We start from the raw sequence: 16,139 nt of genomic DNA on the forward strand, positions 1-16,139 counted from the left end.
TCTTGAGGGATCATTTATCTTATTTGAAGAACCATTTAGAATTCATTGTTTTATTTGAGGTTTTTATAAACCAAAAACTTCACGACCAGTTTATTTTCTTGAGAATAATTTTCTATAAAAAGGTCATATCGTTTGACCTTGTCTAAGTGCCAATTTAAGGTGTTGTATTCTGATAAATTCAATTCTTTAATACTACTTTGCTGAAGATCAATTTTTTTAGGGAGGATACCATGATTCATGGTCCATGTTGGCTCTCCGTATATATTTTTGACCCTTTCAAAAAAATCGAGATTGGCGGTGGTAATTTCAAATTGAAACGAAGTTATCGTATCATTTTCAACTGCAATAATGAGGTTGTTAGCATTTTCCCCTAAAAACGAAGCTTTGGACTCTTTGAGTTGGTAGTAATCCGAAATGAGTGACTTCCTGATAATGCCAAATTTCAACACCTCATTATCTTGTAATTTGTTAAATCGGGACAAGTCCTTTCCAGCAACTCTTTTTTCAAGTAAATCTGTTCCGAGCCTTATAGGCTCTTGATTAATTAAAAAGGTAATACAACACAGAAAATACATTAGATCTTGCAAATACATTGATTTAATTCAACAAGTTAATTTTATAATCCAAACCTCCAATGATTTTTCTGCTCTTAGTAGCAAATGATCTATTTGATCTTTAGGAACAATTGTATTTAATTAATGCTTTGACACCACGCTATACATTTTATGCCAACCAAGCCCCGTTCCGTTATCATAATATATCAACAACCAGTTTTCATTCATTTCCTTGATTGGAAATACATATTTTCTAAGATCATTATCATAATAAAGCACTACAAACCAAGTCTGATCGAACTTCTCCAACTTAAATTTTGAGCAAAAGTTAAGCCTGTCCAGTTGAACTGGACTTTTGGAGAGGTCTTTCTTAAATTCAAGAAGTTGTAGTTTTCCAAAAATATCTATTTCGTATGTCTGTTCTTCTATGAAAGCTGGATCAACATCACCTTTAGTAGGTAAAAGTTTCAACCGCAGCTCTTTTATTATTTCAGGAGTATTGTTTCTTTTACCTTTTATGAAAAACTCAATTTGATGGTTATTTACAAAGTTGAACTCCATATCGACGTTTGTACCTAAAATACGACTTCCCTCAGCTCTATAAGAGACTTCTCCTATTTTCTCGGTGAAATCATGCATAATCAATAAGTTGTCCGTGAACTCAGTGATTGGCACGGCTGGAATCGACATTGTTGAGATGTGGGTCATTAAGAGCCACTTTCCTTTTAGTTCTTGCGCCATAGAATTGTGTTGGATGACAAGAATAAGTATAAGCAATTTATATTTAATAGAATCAAGACTCATTAGAATAGTTACACCATCATAAACAATAAACAGCATCTGTCGCTGGAACACCACCACACGGTTGCGTTGCCATTGATGAGCTAGGCCGTATGTTATTTAACTCATTAAGCAGGTGGGACGACAGGGCAGATTTGACAGCTGCCTGATTATTTAACAAAGACGGATTTGAACTTAGCTCCTCGAATAATTTACCTTTTGCATTTTCCCACCCCTCGTTAAAGATTAACGATGCGTTGTGACTTATTGCATAAGGGATGCTAACGCAAACTAAATCGAATTCTATGTCAATAACTTGTGCTTCTACACCATTTAAAGGGTTTGGTTGAACGTATATTGATAAATGAAGATTTCCAATATTTGCATATTTAGCATTTCCGATTTGTTGAAATTCATATTCACTGCATATTCGTGTTGGGCTTTGCTCTTCCACCGAACTTACAACGCATTCCCCACTTTCATTGATATAGGCATTTGGATGGTCACAAGGCGGTAAGTCCCCATCAACAGGCAAAGTGTTGATATTGCCGTTTCCGCCGTTACCATCACCATTTCCGCCTGTGCCGTTGCCTCCTGTTTCGTCATCATTATTTAACGGGTCGCCACCACCTCCACCGCTGCCACCGGTATCGTAACAGGTATAGGTATAGTTCACCTCATAGACGTAAAAGACACCGTCTTGTTCTAATCCTTCGTCCTACGCATTGGAGCGACTCAGACGTCGAGCCTCCATTTGCTTCCGATGACGACATATATGAATAACTCAAATAGAGCTTTAAATATGGTAAAAGATTATTTGAAATACATATTAATGCTCGTTATCTTATTCATTTGTGTGTTAACCTTAAAATCTATTGTGTCATCAGATACAATGTAAGTGCCGGCATTATTATGCTCTATGAACATTACAATACCACCCAACATTCTGTTCTGATAAGAGCTAGGATAAGAAGCTTGAAGAGATTCAAATGCTCCATTTACATAATAGTCTACTCCATTAATGGTAATGGGAATCTCGGAACTTGAATTCCTGAACGCTATTAGCTGTTCATTTTCGTTGAATTCAAAAACTGCATTTGAATACTTTACTACCGTCACATCAAACCCAAAGTCTTCCTCGTAATAGGTTGAGACAGTATTGGGCTCACCAATCAAGGATTGAAGGCCAGAAACAGTGATGTTGTTGAGTAACTCACCACCTAGTCTCACATTTTCTAATCGAATAGTATCAAAACTATAAGTCTGACCATTTATGTTGCTATTTATTTGAGCTTTGCATGCAAAAAAATTAGCCAAAAGAAGGATTGTAATAGTTTTTTTTATGTAGTTCATAATTATTATTTTAAAATTAGTTGCCTAATGCATTAAAGCAAGGCTCAGATTCAATTATTGGTTCACCCTCCGTATTAAATAGAGTATTCATATAAAGTTCAGGATTTTTCCTGTTCCACGAACCATTTGGTAATTGCTCTCTGACAACGACGTGTACATGAGGGGTTATTTCAGTGCCACTAGCATTACCTGTTTTACCTAAAGTTCCAATATAATGACCCTGACCAACACTTTGTCCCACACTCAAATCAGAATCCACTTCATTCAGATGGCAATAACGAATTCTAATCGTAGTGCCGTCTGCTAATGTAGATTCTATTTCCACTCGGTTACCACATGGTCCATGGTTTCCGTAGGTATTGGGGTCAACATCGTCTACAATATTAACAATTTCACCATCAAACATACTTCCAGCATAAGAGTTTATCGGAGAAGCAACATCTAATCCTCCATGATATTTTTTCCCATTTTCGCCATTGCACGATGTATTTGCTTGTCTCGTGCACCCATACCTGCCCCCTTCTACTCCGCTCGCAGATGAGGGTGCTATTTCTGGGTAACTAACTGGATCGCCAGGGCACGGAGGAACTCCGTACTCATCAACGGGCAAAGTATTAATATTATCGTTTACTCCATCGCCATCGCCATTTCCTCCAGTGCCGTTGCCTCCTGTTTCGTCATCATTGTTAAAAGGGTCTCCACCGCCCCCACCGCCGCCAGTTTCGTAGCAGGTATAGGTATAGTTCACCTCATATACGTAAAAGACGCCGTCTTGTTCTAGGCCCACATACTGCACATCCGAGACATAGCATTCTGTGCTTCGTGCTGTCCCGCCACTTGGGTTATTCACAAGTGCACCATCTATTAGGTTGGCGACGTACGTACGGTCACTCTCTGTTGAGAATAGGGTCGTCCTTCCGGTATAGGAAGTGTAGTCGGCCATTGCCAGTTTTTTGTCTTTGTACCATTCAGCATCGGGCTCATAACGAATGATATTCGTAGTAAGGCTTCCGTCGGCCGCCTCATTGACCACCAGATTGTCATAGTACAGCCCCTCGTTGAGCTTTTCCAATCGCATGGTATAGGAGGCACTCCCATCTATTTTGTTAACTTGGTTCACTTGGGTGGGCTCCACATTACCAAAAGTATGGAGCCTGTTGGATTGTATGGTCTGCATAGTTTCATTCACCTTGGCCTGTACCGAAGGGGGAAGGTCGGACAATGTGGTGATGGCTACACTATTTTGTATGCTTTGCTCTGCTACGACGCCTTCAGTCTCACAGGAAAGAAAAGGCAGCATCACAAGAAGAAAAAGAAAAGGTCTTAGAAATGACGGTTTCATTGAAATTTGGTTTTGGTGGTGGTTATCTATCAAGCAACGCAAAATATCAATACAAAACAATAGCACAAATAGTGATTTTAAAATTCACCATATCCAATGATAGTTGAACGTTATTTCTTACTTTTATAACTCATGAAACCCTTTAGAATTCTCATTTTTGGTATTGGTGGCGTTGGCGGCTACTTCGGTGGACAATTGGCAAAGACCTATCAAAACGACCCTAGCGTAGAAATCGTCTTTATCGTTAGGGGCAATCATTTAAAGGTAATCAAAGAAAAAGGACTTACTTTAAAGACACCGGATAAAACGTTTACTGTATTTCCAGATATCGCAACCGATGATGCAAGCACCCTTGGTGAAGTCGACCTCATTTGGTTGTGTACCAAAAGTTATGGCCTGGATTCGGCCCTAGAAGCAATAAAGCACAACATCGGTCCGAACACCTATATTTTACCCTTGTTGAATGGCGCACATATCCATGAACTGGTTCAAGAGAAATTACCTAATGCTAACGTGCTCCAAGGCTGCGTATATGTCAATGCCTATAAAACTGGTGCTGGTGAGGTTACCCAAAAAAGCAAGGTGCAGAAGTTTGTCTTTGGAAAGAATGAAGCGACGACGGCTGAGCACATTTTTTTAGATAAGTTGAACGCGATTATGGAGAAGACCGAAATCAATCTGGTCTATGCTAAGGACGTCTTAAGAGAGATCTGGACCAAATACGTTTTTATCTCATCCACCTCAGCGATCAGCTGCCTTACCGACAAGACCTTTGGCGAATTCAGAGAAGACGAATCCGATATGAAAACGGTCACCTCTTTGATGAAAGAGGCTATGGCGCTTGCCAGTGCTAAGAAGATCGATCTGCCCAATGACCTTGTGGAAAAACATACCGCATTGATCAATAAGTTCCCGCCAGAGACCGTCACATCCATGCAGTTGGATATGCGCAACAGTTTTAAGACCGAGCTGGAGACTATGGTTGGATATGTTCCGAAGGAAAGCAGGCAATATGAGCTTATGGCAACAGTAAGCGAGCAAGTCTATCGCGCTTTAAGAGAGAAACTACTACAAAAATAATATGAAATGACATTATGATACCGAGACTTGGAAGAAGTAATCTGTACAGGTGACTTCGAATGGACAGATTGCTTACCCCCGAGGCCTCGGGGTCGCAATGACAACATGTTAAACTTTCTCCCTAAGGTAGTATGTGCTAACTAGCTTACCCTATTTCTGTAACTCTAAGCGTATTCACCATCCCTTTCGCGGTGATAGGCATGGCCGCAAGGTTGATAAGGAAATCTCCTTTTTCTACGAACCCTTTTGTCTTGGCGATGGCATTGATATCGTCTACCGTATCATCGGTACTCACAAATTTGTCGTAGTAAAACGCCTTCACGCCCCACAACAGATTCAACTGGGTTAGGATTCGTTTGTTGGAAGTAAACACCAAGATATGTGCGTCTGGTCTCCAGGCAGAGATCTGAAAGGCGGTATAGCCACTATTTGTCAAGGTACAGATCGCTTTGGCCTTGATCTCTCCTGCCATCGATGCGGCGTGATAGCAGATCGATTTGGTCACATATCGCTTGGTACGAATATGTGGAGGCGATTGCGGTACCTGAATCAATGGTGAATCTTCGACACTTTTAATGATGCTCGACATTTTTTCTATCACCTGGACAGGATAGCTTCCTACCGATGTTTCTCCCGATAGCATTACGGCATCTGCTCCATCCATTACGGAATTGGCGACGTCGTTAACCTCGGCACGTGTAGGTGTTAGGCTAGTGATCATGGTTTCCATCATTTGGGTGGCAATGATCACAGGGATACGAGCGCGTTTTGCGCGATTTACCAATTGCTTCTGGATCAACGGAACTTCCTGAGCCGGAACTTCCACCCCAAGGTCGCCACGAGCGACCATAAGCCCATCACAATAGGCCACGATCTTATCTATATTTTCTACAGCCTCTGGTTTTTCGATCTTAGCAACAATTGGGATCTTTACTTCAGAATGCTCTTTTATCAAGTCTTGAAGTTCTATAAGGTCTTGGCTATGACGCACAAAGGAAAGCGCGATCCAATCCACTTGTAAGCTGATTGCAAAAATCGCGTCTTTCACATCCTTTTCGGTCAAAGCCGGTAATGATATGTCGGTATTCGGGAGATTGACGCCTTTTTTTGATTTTAAAGGACCTCCTTGTATGACCTCAGCGGTCACTTCGGTGCTCTTGTCGGTCTCTTTAACTTCAAATATCAATTTTCCGTCGTCTAATAGAATGCGCTCACCAGGATTCACGTCTTTTGGGAAATTTCCATAATTCATATAGACGCGCTCCTTATTTCCTTTGAATTCTTCCGCTGTAGAAAATACGATCTGATCACCTGGATTGACGATGACATCTTCGGCCATCACCCCAACGCGCAATTTGGGGCCTTGCAGATCTGCGAGTATCGCGGTATTAAAACCATGTTCTTCATTTAGAGAGCGGATCATCGCCACTCTTTCCGTTACATCATTATAGTCTGCGTGCGAAAAGTTGATTCGGAAAACATTTACGCCGGCTCGCATCATTTCTAATAAAACCTCTGGCTTGCTAGTTGCCGGTCCAAGGGTCGCAACTATCTTGGTCTTTTTAGTTTTTGGCATTCTTAAAATATTAGGTGATTTTTAGACTTCAGTTGGTTCATTTCAATCGTGTAGGCTGTAATTATTTGTGGGATATGTCTTATCTGTGCCAATACGGACTCAAAGTTTTTTGTCTGTCCATTCACTTTGATAAAGTAATCGATCTTTTTTTCCTCTGGAATGAGATAGTTTATCGTCTCATTTGTATTTGTGGTTTCAAATAGGGTGGCGGCCTCGTGAGTTTCTTGTCTTTGTCTGCAGCTGTTTGCTACCAAGGACCAATCAACATCTTCGAAATCATCATGCCAAAGGTACAATTGATATTGGGCATCTTGTTTGTAGAGTCGAAGATCCATATCGGTGCGTTTAAAGCGCATATTCAAGTGGCGATTCAACAGAAAAGCGATCTGATACGCTGGAAGCGAACAATGAATGGCAATGAGCAAAAAATCCTCTTCCTCAAAATCATCTATGACCAAATGCTGTACACCCATATTTTTAAACCAAATGTAAAGATAGCACTTCTATTCAGTAGTGCCACATTATCTATGAATGTTTAAAGAATATTTAAAACGAAAACGTTTTAGTAAAAAGGGATAATTTCATTTTTCACTAAAACTTCTTCTTTGGTAGCGTAAATATGAAAGAACTTCCTTGGCCTTCATTGCTCTCCGCCCTGATCTCACCTCCGTGTTTTTCGACAAATTCTTTGCATATCACCAAGCCAAGACCAGTCCCTACCTCTCTATCTGTCCCCAGTTGAGTATAGTTGGTGGTTATATTAAAAAGCAACGGAATTTTGCTCTCGGGAATTCCTACGCCGGTATCACTAACCGTCACTTTGATATGGTTTTTCTTATCGATCGCCCTTATGGTAATGTCCCCTTTTTGGTGGGAGAATTTAATAGCGTTGCTTACGAGGTTTCTAATGATTGTCTCTACCATATTTTTATCTGCAAACACTTGAAGCTTACTGTCAATATTCAAATGAAGATCGATACTTTTTTGTTGAATAAGGGGGCTGAGTACTTCGATGGCAGCTATTGCAGGCTCCGTAAGATATATCGATTTGGGAGAAAACTTTAGCTCACCCGTCTGAAGCCTGGACCATTTGAGAAGATTATCCAGTAGTGATAATGAACTTTGAGTTGATTTCTTAAGTTCTCCCAAGATCTCAGCGCTATCCTCCTCTTGGATCTCTGGATCTTGGATCAGATCGATATAATTGATAATGGTAGCAAGTGGACTTCTGAGGTCATGCGCGATGATGGAAAAGAACTTATCCTTGGTTGCGATCAACTTTGACAGCTCGTCCTTTTGCCCTCCGATCTGTTTATTGATACGCTTGATGCGCCAGATCTCTTTCAAAACGAATACAAGAAATAGACCAAGCGTGATCAGCCATGCCAAGAAAAGGTAAAGCGTGTACTCGTCTCTTATATAGGGTTTCTTATATGCTGTGCCGACAACCACTTCAAATCCATGGAAATCAGCTTTCGAATAAATGAAACTATCTTCGGCAACAGTGAAATTCTTATAATATTCTGGGTCTTTTTGATCATTGAAGGACGGAGGATGATCATAGACCCTTTCTCTATCAAAATCTACACCTGAGTTGGTCCTAAAACGAAACACGAAATCATCGGTAGCATTGGTAGTGTATATCTTATTGATTATAGGCTTAAAATCGGTTATCGCCGTAATATAGCCTAGGGATTTTCCTTCTTCATCGATAACACCAAAACCTATAGGGATCCCTACGCGTCCTTCTATCAAATTGACTGGGCCAAAACATTTGAATTCTTCATTTAGCATCAGAGTCGCTAATCTTCCCACACCTTCGGTCCCCACAATATCTTTCACATGCGTTCCTACCAGGCCATCGGGATTATCTTTTTTGTGCGTAAAAGAATATCTAAAAACGTGGGTGGTATCGAGATACGATATGACCATCGGGCTTTGCCCAGGCGAAGACCTATAATGTTCTTTGACAAAAGAAAACAATTGATCTTTGGTAGGAAAGGTACCCGTATGATTGGTGTATGTGCGAATTCCTGAAACAAACACCGTAAATTTGTCTAGCGCTTCCGTAAGCTCTTCGGCAGCCCTCGTATTTACTTGTTTCAATAGAAGCGCTCTTTCCTTTAATTTTATCTCCTTGATATGGTTGTCTACGAAAAAAGCCAGAACAATTCCAGACACCAGCAAAATAGCAAATAGCGGCAAAAATTGTAAAGACCTTATTTCTTTCGAAGCCGTCATATCATCACTAAGGTAGGAAAATTAAACATATATGCTTTGATGTGCTACTTAACGCTTTTGGTGATTTCCCGCTGAAGAACGAAATAGCCTCTCTTCGCTGCTTTTTCCTCGGCCTTTTTCTTAGAAGTTGCTCTGGCTTTAGCGATAACCTTATTGTCTATGTGAAGTTTAACCGCGAAATGCTTCAAAGCGTCATTGCCAGTGTCTTCGTAGACTTCGAATTTGAATGACTTCTTTTTCTTCTGACACCATTCTATGAGCAAGCTCTTATAGCTGATAATTTTACCCTCTAATCTTTCGATGTCCACATAAGGCTCTATGACCCTATAGTAGATGAATCTTTCACAATATTTGTAACCTCTATCCAAAAAAATGGCCCCGACCAAAGCTTCAAATACATTACCATATATATTTTCACCAAAGTTATTCTTTGGAATTTTGGTGAAGACCATTTTTAAAAGACCAAGGTCCTTGCCTAATTCGTTAAGATGTTCGCGGCTAACTACCTTAGACCGCATCTTTGTGAGGTATCCCTCATCCCCAGAAGGCACTTCATTGAACAGATGTGAAGAAATGACAGCACTCAACATGGCATCGCCCAAGAATTCCAATCGCTCATAGTTGATAGCATTTCCTTGGGAATCTCTTTTGTTCACCGACCGATGCGTGAACGCTTTTTTATAATACTTGCGATGTTTAGGTTTGAAGCCCAAGACCTTTTCGAGCCTCATATAAAAATCCCCGTCTTTCTTAGACCGGGAATTTAATATGTTTCGAATGATACCCATTCAGCCTTGAGGCTTAGTTTAATTTCTTGAAAAGTATACAGGCATTATGGCCGCCAAAACCAAAGGTATTACTCATCGCAACATTGACGTCACGATTTTGTGCTTTGTTGAGGGTAAGATTAAGCGAAGGGTCTATGTTTTCATCAATCGTACTGTGATTGATGGTAGGAGGCACGATATTGTGATGCATGGCCAATAGAGAGGCAATGGCCTCGATAGCTCCTGCAGCTCCTAGCAAATGCCCAGTCATGGACTTTGTAGAGTTGATATTGATATTTTTCGCATGCTCTCCAAATACCTTACCAATGGCCTTTAGTTCGGCAACGTCTCCAAGAGGAGTCGAAGTACCATGTGTATTGATGGCATCGATATCCTCAGGTTGCAAACCAGCATTTTGAAGACAATTCTCCATAACAGCTACCACTCCAATTCCATCTGGATGAGGTGCCGTCATGTGATAGGCGTCTGCAGAAAGACCCCCACCAACTACCTCGGCATAGATTTTGGCGCCTCGAGCCATCGCATGTTCATAATCTTCTAATATAAGTGCTCCTGCACCTTCTCCGAGGACAAAACCGTCTCGATTGGCATCAAAAGGTCGTGAAGCCGATTTGGGATCATCGTTTCTGGTACTCATCGCGTGCATCGCATTGAAACCACCCATACCTGCTTCGGTAACGGCAGCTTCCGAACCTCCGGTAACAATGATCTCTGCATGTCCCAAACGGATATAATTTAAGGCGTCGATGATGGAGTTGGCAGATGATGCACAGGCCGATACTGTAGTGTAGTTAGGCCCCATAAAACCGTGCTTTATCGAAATTAGGCCCGGCGCGATATCCGCAATCATCTTTGGAATGAAAAAGGGATTGAATCGTGGTGTTCCATCTCCCGCTGCGAAGTTCATCACTTCCGTCTGGAAGGTTTCCAAACCACCAATGCCCGCACCCCAGATAACTCCGACACGTTTTTTGTCGATCTTCTCGAGGTCTAAGCCAGCATCCAAGATGGCCTCGTCCGAGGCCACCATGGCATACTGCGCAAATTTATCAAGCTTTCTAGCTTCTTTTCTATCAAAATGGTCTAAGGCATCAAAGTCCTTGACCTCGCAGGCAAATTGTGTTTTAAATTTGGAGGCGTCAAAATGAGTGACTGGTGCTGCACCACTCACTCCATTGACCAGACCGTTCCAATAGGATGAAATATCGTTTCCGATCGGTGTGAGGGCTCCTAATCCTGTGACAACAACTCGCCTTAATTTCATATGGTATAAGTAATTACTTCTTACTTAGCTTCTTCAATATATTGAATGGCTTGCCCAACGGTAGCGATATTTTCAGCTTGGTCGTCCGGAATTTGAATATCGAATTCTTTTTCGAACTCCATGATAAGCTCAACTGTGTCTAGTGAATCCGCACCTAGGTCGTTTGTGAAGCTAGCTTCTGCAACCACTTCGTTTTCATCTACACCCAATTTGTCTACGATTATCGCTTTTACTCTTGATGCAATGTCTGACATAATCTTAAGTTTTAAAATTTAATTGTTGGCAAAAATAAAAAACTTTGAATTAAAACAAGCTTTCCCAAAAAATAATGTGAATACAAGTTACTAAAATGATCTGAAGTAATTTCTTTTTGCCTTCCTTTTATTGATAATTATTCTTTTTTTTGTCCAACCAACACATCTCTCTTGCTCATGAAACGAATTGTGATCTTTGCCTCGGGTTCTGGTACCAATGCCGAGAATATTATTAGGTTTTTTCAAGGCCGTGAAGATGCGAAGGTTGTCCAAGTCCTTTCTAACAAGAAGGATGCCAAAGTTTTAGAACGGGCAAACACCCACGAGGTAAGCGCTTTTTCCTTTAATAGAACTGCCTTTTATCAAAGTGAGGACGTGTTGAATCTGTTAAAGGCCACCCATCCGGATCTGATCGTATTGGCAGGCTTTCTGTGGAAGTTCCCTACCGATCTTATCGAGGCTTTCCCCAATAGGATAATCAACCTTCATCCAGCCCTGCTTCCTAAGTATGGAGGTAAGGGAATGTATGGTATGCACGTGCACAAAGCGGTCATAGCCAATAGAGAAGAAACATCTGGAATTACAATACATTACGTAAATGAACAGTATGATGAGGGAGCAATAATTTTTCAGGCGTCCACTAAGATAGAGGCTAAAGACACTCCAGAAATCCTGGCGGCAAAGATCCATTCATTGGAATATGAACATTTTCCGATGGTCATCGCTCAGCTGCTCTCAGACCAAAATAAGTGATCTATGGCGAAGAAAGAAAAATTCTATGTAGTCTGGGAAGGGCATCGACCAGGTATTTATATGAAATGGGATGATTGTAAGGCGGCAGTCAAAAACTATGCAGGTGCCAAATACAAATCCTTCGAAAGCTTTGATGAAGCCAAAAAGGCCTACAATGGTAATTACGAGGATTTTAAAGGGAGATCAAAGAAGAAAACTGCCTTAACTCCCGAACAGATCGCAAAAATAGGAGAACCTAACCTGTACTCTATTGCCGTGGATGCGGCTTCGAGCGGTAATCCAGGAAAGATGGAATATCGGGGAGTGGATGCGCAAACAGGCAAGCAACTCTTTCATCAAGGACCCTTTGATCAAGGAACCAACAATGTGGGGGAATTTTTGGCCTTGGTACATGGACTGGCCTATCTAAAACAAAACAAAAGCGACCGTATCATCTACTCCGATTCTAAAATAGCCATAGGATGGGTAAAGAAGAAACAGTGTAAAACCAAATTGAAGCGGACTTCTAGGAATGCGAAATTGTTTCAATTGGTGGACCGCGCCATCAAATGGCTTAAAGAAAATGATTATAAGACCACGATCGTTAAATGGGAGACCAAGGCATGGGGAGAGATCCCCGCAGACTTCGGGAGAAAATAAGGAGCCTGCAGAACGCACAATCACTGAAAAGTAAAATGTATATTTGCAAAAATTTTAATACGCTATGAGCAAATTATTGATTGTGGGTACGGTCGCCTTTGATGAGATAGAAACCCCCTTTGGGAAAACAGGAAAGATCCTGGGAGGTGCAGGAACATTCATTGGGCTCTCTGCCTCACATTTTAGGGTGGATGCCGCCATTGTCTCTGTCGTTGGTGATGATCTTCCAGAGGAATACTTGGAATTATTGGAGGATAGGGGAATCGACATTTCTGGCATTGAGGTCGTCCATGGCGGAAAGACCTTTTACTGGAAAGGACGTTACCACAATGATCTGAACTCTCGCGACACGCTAGTCACCGAACTGAATACTTTGGCGGACTTTCAGCCAAAAGTACCTGATGCTTACAAGGATTCGGCCATACTCATGCTTGGGAACCTTCACCCCATGGTACAGCTTAGTGTTTTAGAACAGATGACCTCTAGGCCAAAACTCACTATTTTGGACACGATGAATTTTTGGATGGACAATAGCATGGAAGACTTGATGAAGGTGATCGCCAAGGTAGATGTTATCACCATCAATGACGAAGAGGCCAGACAATTATCTGGGGAATATTCCTTGGTGAAAGCTGCTCAGAAAATCCACAGCATGGGACCAAAATATGTCGTGATCAAAAAAGGAGAGCACGGCGCGCTTCTGTTTAATGATGACAATATCTTTTTCGCACCCGCTTTACCATTGGAAGAAGTATTTGACCCAACTGGTGCTGGGGACACCTTTGCTGGCGGTTTTGCTGGATATCTGGCAAAGCATGAGGACATCTCTTTTGAAAGCATGAAAAATGCGATCATCTATGGTTCCAACCTCGCCTCGTTTTGTGTAGAGAAGTTTGGCACACAGCGGATGGAATCATTAACTAGAGGAGAGGTGGAAACACGTTTGCAACAATTCAAAAATTTAACACAGTTCGAAATTGAATTAACTTAAATAAAACGCCCTGAATTTTCGGGGCTTTTTTATTTTTACAACGATACAACACAACGCAACAACAGCTAATGAGTGATGAACTAAAACACGAGTGTGGCATTGCCCTCGTCAGACTTTTAAAGCCATTAGAATATTACAAGGAAAAATACGGAAGTGCATTTTATGGTGTGAATAAGATGTACTTGCTCATGGAAAAACAACATAATCGGGGACAAGACGGCGCAGGTTTTGCGAGTATCAAACTAGACATGGAACCTGGAGAGCGTTACATTAGTAGGGTGCGCTCCAACCAATCGCAGCCTATTCAAGATATTTTTGCCCAGATCAATGAACGTATCAATACCGAGATCAAATCACATCCAGAGTATGCCGAGGATGTAGCCCTACAAAAGAAATATATCCCCTATATCGGTGAATTGCTGTTAGGACATGTTCGCTATGGTACTTTTGGAAAGAACAGCGTAGAGAGCGTCCATCCATTTCTGAGGCAAAACAATTGGATGCACCGTAACCTTATCGTCGCAGGAAACTTCAACATGACAAATGTGAATGAGCTTTTTAGCAACCTCGTTCAGCTGGGCCAGCATCCAAAGGAGAAAGCAGACACCATTACTATCATGGAGAAAATAGGTCATTTCTTGGACGATGCAGTTGCAAAGCTTTATAAGCAGATCAAGAATGAGGGATATAATAAATTCGAAGCCTCACCATTGATTGCCGATCGCCTAAACGTTGCAAAGATTCTAAGAAAAGCGGCGAAGAACTGGGATGGAGGATACGCAATGGCCGGTCTAATAGGGCATGGAGATGCATTTGTGCTGCGAGATCCAGCCGGAATTCGCCCTACCTTTTATTATAAGGATGATGAGGTGGTGGTCGTTGCATCGGAACGGCCTGTTATTCAAACCGTATTCAATGTGCCAGGAACGGAGGTAAAAGAGTTAGACCCAGGAAAGGCGATCATCATCAAGAAAGATGGTGAGATGACGTTGAAAAGAATTTTAGATCCATTGGAACGAAAAGCATGTTCTTTTGAGCGTATTTATTTCTCCAGAGGAAGTGATGCGGAGATCTATGAAGAGCGAAAAGAACTTGGAAGATTGTTATTTCCGAATATCCTGCAGCAAATCGATGAGGAACTAAGCAACACCGTATTTTCCTACATCCCCAATACGGCCGAAACGTCCTTCTTAGGAATGGTACAAGCCGCTCAAAATCATCTTAACAAGCGCAAAGAAGAATGGATATTGGCAGAAGAGGGAAGCCTTAGCAAAGAACGTTTGCATGAAATCCTCAACCTTAGACCCAGAATAGAGAAAGTAGCCATAAAGGATGCAAAACTAAGAACATTCATCACCGAAGACAGTAGTAGGGATGATCTTGTAGCCCACGTTTATGATGTTACGTATGGCGTTGTTAAACCTAATGACAATTTGGTGATCATAGATGATAGTATCGTGAGAGGAACAACCTTGAAGAAAAGTATCATTAAAATGATGGATCGTCTTAATCCTAAAAAAATTATCGTGGTCTCTTCTGCTCCCCAGATACGCTATCCAGATTGTTATGGTATCGATATGGCCAGAATGGAAGACCTTGTTGCCTTTAGAGCTGCCTTATCATTATTGAAAGAAAGCGGAATGGAAGAATTAGTAGATAAGGTCTATTCCGAATGCAGAGAACAGATAACGTTTAAAGATTCTGAGGTGAAGAATGTCGTAAAACAAATATATGAGCCTTTTACCGACGAGCAAATTTCGAATAAGATAGCCGAACTGCTAACCGCAAGCGATGTTAAGGCAGAAGTTAAGATCATCTATCAAACGGTGGAGAATCTTCATAAGGCATGCCCTAAGAATTTAGGAGATTGGTACTTTACTGGTAATTATCCCACCGATGGAGGCAACCGTGTGGTGAATAAGGCTTTCATGAATTTCTACGAAGGAAAGAAGGAGAGAGCGTACTAGAAGCTCTTAAAAAAACATTAAAACAAACACTTTAACGGAAAAAAAGGCCGTTTGTCTAAATATTTGATTGTCCAGGAGAAACATAACATATTTTAGACTTGCCATAGCATAAGTAGGTTAAGTTCATGGTAAGATTTGGGGCAAAAAAGGTGGAATTCTTTCCACCTTTTTTATTTTCCGAAATTCCCATCTGCATTTCACAAACAAAAACAATTCTTTCACAACATTTCTTAATTCTTTCACAACTTTGCCTGAAAAAGAGGGTGGCTTTTTGCTCAAAATTACAGTTGAAAGAAAGTTGAACGGATTTTAAGGGTCGTTCGACGATTATTTGACGTCACTTAGGATTTAAGACCTTATGTTTATATCACCATAGCATAAGTAGGTTAAGTTCATGGTAAGATTTGGGGCAAAAAAGGTGGAATTCTTTCCACCTTTTTTATTTTCTGAAACTCCCATCTGCATTTCACAAACAAAAACAATTCTTTCACAACATTTCTTAATTCTTTCACAACTTTGCCTGAAAAAGAGGGTGGCTTTTTGCTCAAAATTACAGT

Annotated in this window: 16 protein-coding genes; 5 read left to right on the forward strand and 11 right to left on the reverse strand. The window is 41.1% G+C overall.

Going from position 1 to position 16,139, the window contains the following annotated elements; genetic code table 11:
• Window positions 1-50 precede the first annotated feature (50 nt).
• The 5 genes from ACFQ1M_RS13635 to ACFQ1M_RS13655 form a co-directional block, all read right to left on the reverse strand.
• A complete protein-coding gene (locus tag ACFQ1M_RS13635; RefSeq protein WP_386409118.1) occupies window positions 51-593 on the reverse strand; it encodes a hypothetical protein in 543 nt (180 codons plus the stop codon).
• A gap of 102 nt (window positions 594-695) precedes the next feature.
• Window positions 696-1,295 carry a hypothetical protein gene (locus tag ACFQ1M_RS13640; protein WP_386409120.1) on the reverse strand — a complete coding sequence of 200 codons (600 nt, stop codon included), beginning with the start codon at window positions 1,293-1,295 and terminating at the stop codon, window positions 696-698.
• A 79-nt stretch (window positions 1,296-1,374) separates the two neighbouring features.
• Window positions 1,375-2,010, reverse strand: a complete 636-nt coding sequence (locus ACFQ1M_RS13645) for a hypothetical protein (protein ID WP_386409122.1) — start codon at window positions 2,008-2,010, stop codon at window positions 1,375-1,377.
• A 137-nt stretch (window positions 2,011-2,147) separates the two neighbouring features.
• On the reverse strand, window positions 2,148-2,687 hold the full coding sequence (locus ACFQ1M_RS13650; protein ID WP_386409124.1) for a hypothetical protein: 540 nt from the start codon (window positions 2,685-2,687) through the stop codon (window positions 2,148-2,150).
• A 16-nt stretch (window positions 2,688-2,703) separates the two neighbouring features.
• On the reverse strand, window positions 2,704-4,029 hold the full coding sequence (locus tag ACFQ1M_RS13655; protein WP_386409126.1) for a M23 family metallopeptidase: 1,326 nt from the start codon (window positions 4,027-4,029) through the stop codon (window positions 2,704-2,706).
• A 132-nt stretch (window positions 4,030-4,161) separates the two neighbouring features.
• Here ACFQ1M_RS13655 and ACFQ1M_RS13660 point away from each other — a divergent pair, with 132 nt between their 5' ends.
• Window positions 4,162-5,109: a ketopantoate reductase family protein gene (locus tag ACFQ1M_RS13660; protein WP_386409128.1), complete on the forward strand. Its 948-nt coding sequence runs from the start codon at window positions 4,162-4,164 to the stop codon at window positions 5,107-5,109.
• A 145-nt stretch (window positions 5,110-5,254) separates the two neighbouring features.
• On the opposite strand, the gene pyk is transcribed toward ACFQ1M_RS13660, so the two are convergent.
• From pyk to ACFQ1M_RS13690, 6 genes are all read right to left on the reverse strand, one after another.
• Window positions 5,255-6,685, reverse strand: a complete 1,431-nt coding sequence (gene pyk / locus ACFQ1M_RS13665; protein WP_386409130.1) for a pyruvate kinase — start codon at window positions 6,683-6,685, stop codon at window positions 5,255-5,257.
• Window positions 6,686-6,687: 2 nt separating this feature from the next.
• Window positions 6,688-7,158, reverse strand: a complete 471-nt coding sequence (locus ACFQ1M_RS13670) for an IPExxxVDY family protein (protein ID WP_386409132.1) — start codon at window positions 7,156-7,158, stop codon at window positions 6,688-6,690.
• A 118-nt stretch (window positions 7,159-7,276) separates the two neighbouring features.
• On the reverse strand, window positions 7,277-8,926 hold the full coding sequence (locus tag ACFQ1M_RS13675) for an ATP-binding protein (protein ID WP_386409134.1): 1,650 nt from the start codon (window positions 8,924-8,926) through the stop codon (window positions 7,277-7,279).
• 44 nt (window positions 8,927-8,970) lie between these two features.
• A complete protein-coding gene (rnc, locus tag ACFQ1M_RS13680) occupies window positions 8,971-9,714 on the reverse strand; it encodes a ribonuclease III (protein WP_386409136.1) in 744 nt (247 codons plus the stop codon).
• Between the two features lie 13 nt (window positions 9,715-9,727).
• Window positions 9,728-10,978: a beta-ketoacyl-ACP synthase II gene (gene fabF / locus ACFQ1M_RS13685; RefSeq protein ID WP_386409138.1), complete on the reverse strand. Its 1,251-nt coding sequence runs from the start codon at window positions 10,976-10,978 to the stop codon at window positions 9,728-9,730.
• 20 nt (window positions 10,979-10,998) lie between these two features.
• Entirely contained in the window at window positions 10,999-11,232 is a 234-nt protein-coding gene (locus ACFQ1M_RS13690; RefSeq protein WP_161414850.1) for an acyl carrier protein, read from the reverse strand.
• A gap of 177 nt (window positions 11,233-11,409) precedes the next feature.
• Between ACFQ1M_RS13690 and purN the strand changes: the two genes are divergently transcribed.
• The 4 genes from purN (at window position 11,410) to ACFQ1M_RS13710 (ending at window position 15,582) form a co-directional block, all read left to right on the forward strand.
• Window positions 11,410-11,985: a phosphoribosylglycinamide formyltransferase gene (gene purN, locus ACFQ1M_RS13695; protein WP_386409140.1), complete on the forward strand. Its 576-nt coding sequence runs from the start codon at window positions 11,410-11,412 to the stop codon at window positions 11,983-11,985.
• A gap of 3 nt (window positions 11,986-11,988) precedes the next feature.
• A complete protein-coding gene (locus ACFQ1M_RS13700) occupies window positions 11,989-12,624 on the forward strand; it encodes a ribonuclease H1 domain-containing protein (RefSeq protein ID WP_386409142.1) in 636 nt (211 codons plus the stop codon).
• 64 nt (window positions 12,625-12,688) lie between these two features.
• Window positions 12,689-13,615 (forward strand): PfkB family carbohydrate kinase, encoded by a 927-nt coding sequence (locus ACFQ1M_RS13705; RefSeq protein ID WP_386409144.1) that lies wholly within the window; start codon window positions 12,689-12,691, stop codon window positions 13,613-13,615.
• A gap of 68 nt (window positions 13,616-13,683) precedes the next feature.
• Entirely contained in the window at window positions 13,684-15,582 is a 1,899-nt protein-coding gene (locus ACFQ1M_RS13710) for an amidophosphoribosyltransferase (protein WP_386409146.1), read from the forward strand.
• The last annotated feature ends 557 nt before the right edge of the window (window positions 15,583-16,139 follow it).

This window comes from Sungkyunkwania multivorans (assembly GCF_042675645.1).
GTDB lineage: Bacteria > Bacteroidota > Bacteroidia > Flavobacteriales > Flavobacteriaceae > Sungkyunkwania > Sungkyunkwania multivorans.

Excerpts from the sequence above, each read along its gene's own strand:
- ACFQ1M_RS13675 (WP_386409134.1), bottom strand. The coding sequence starts at position 8,926 with ATGACGGCTTCGAAAGAAATAAGGTCTTTACAATTTTTGCCGCTATTT.
- ACFQ1M_RS13660 (WP_386409128.1), top strand. The coding sequence starts at position 4,162 with ATGAAACCCTTTAGAATTCTCATTTTTGGTATTGGTGGCGTTGGCGGC.
- ACFQ1M_RS13700 (WP_386409142.1), top strand. The coding sequence starts at position 11,989 with ATGGCGAAGAAAGAAAAATTCTATGTAGTCTGGGAAGGGCATCGACCA.
- fabF (WP_386409138.1), bottom strand. The coding sequence starts at position 10,978 with ATGAAATTAAGGCGAGTTGTTGTCACAGGATTAGGAGCCCTCACACCG.
- ACFQ1M_RS13640 (WP_386409120.1), bottom strand. The coding sequence starts at position 1,295 with ATGGCGCAAGAACTAAAAGGAAAGTGGCTCTTAATGACCCACATCTCA.
- ACFQ1M_RS13635 (WP_386409118.1), bottom strand. The coding sequence starts at position 593 with ATGTATTTGCAAGATCTAATGTATTTTCTGTGTTGTATTACCTTTTTA.
- rnc (WP_386409136.1), bottom strand. The coding sequence starts at position 9,714 with ATGGGTATCATTCGAAACATATTAAATTCCCGGTCTAAGAAAGACGGG.
- pyk (WP_386409130.1), bottom strand. The coding sequence starts at position 6,685 with ATGCCAAAAACTAAAAAGACCAAGATAGTTGCGACCCTTGGACCGGCA.
- ACFQ1M_RS13655 (WP_386409126.1), bottom strand. The coding sequence starts at position 4,029 with ATGAAACCGTCATTTCTAAGACCTTTTCTTTTTCTTCTTGTGATGCTG.
- ACFQ1M_RS13710 (WP_386409146.1), top strand. The coding sequence starts at position 13,684 with ATGAGTGATGAACTAAAACACGAGTGTGGCATTGCCCTCGTCAGACTT.
- purN (WP_386409140.1), top strand. The coding sequence starts at position 11,410 with ATGAAACGAATTGTGATCTTTGCCTCGGGTTCTGGTACCAATGCCGAG.
- ACFQ1M_RS13690 (WP_161414850.1), bottom strand. The coding sequence starts at position 11,232 with ATGTCAGACATTGCATCAAGAGTAAAAGCGATAATCGTAGACAAATTG.
- ACFQ1M_RS13650 (WP_386409124.1), bottom strand. The coding sequence starts at position 2,687 with ATGAACTACATAAAAAAAACTATTACAATCCTTCTTTTGGCTAATTTT.
- ACFQ1M_RS13670 (WP_386409132.1), bottom strand. The coding sequence starts at position 7,158 with ATGGGTGTACAGCATTTGGTCATAGATGATTTTGAGGAAGAGGATTTT.
- ACFQ1M_RS13705 (WP_386409144.1), top strand. The coding sequence starts at position 12,689 with ATGAGCAAATTATTGATTGTGGGTACGGTCGCCTTTGATGAGATAGAA.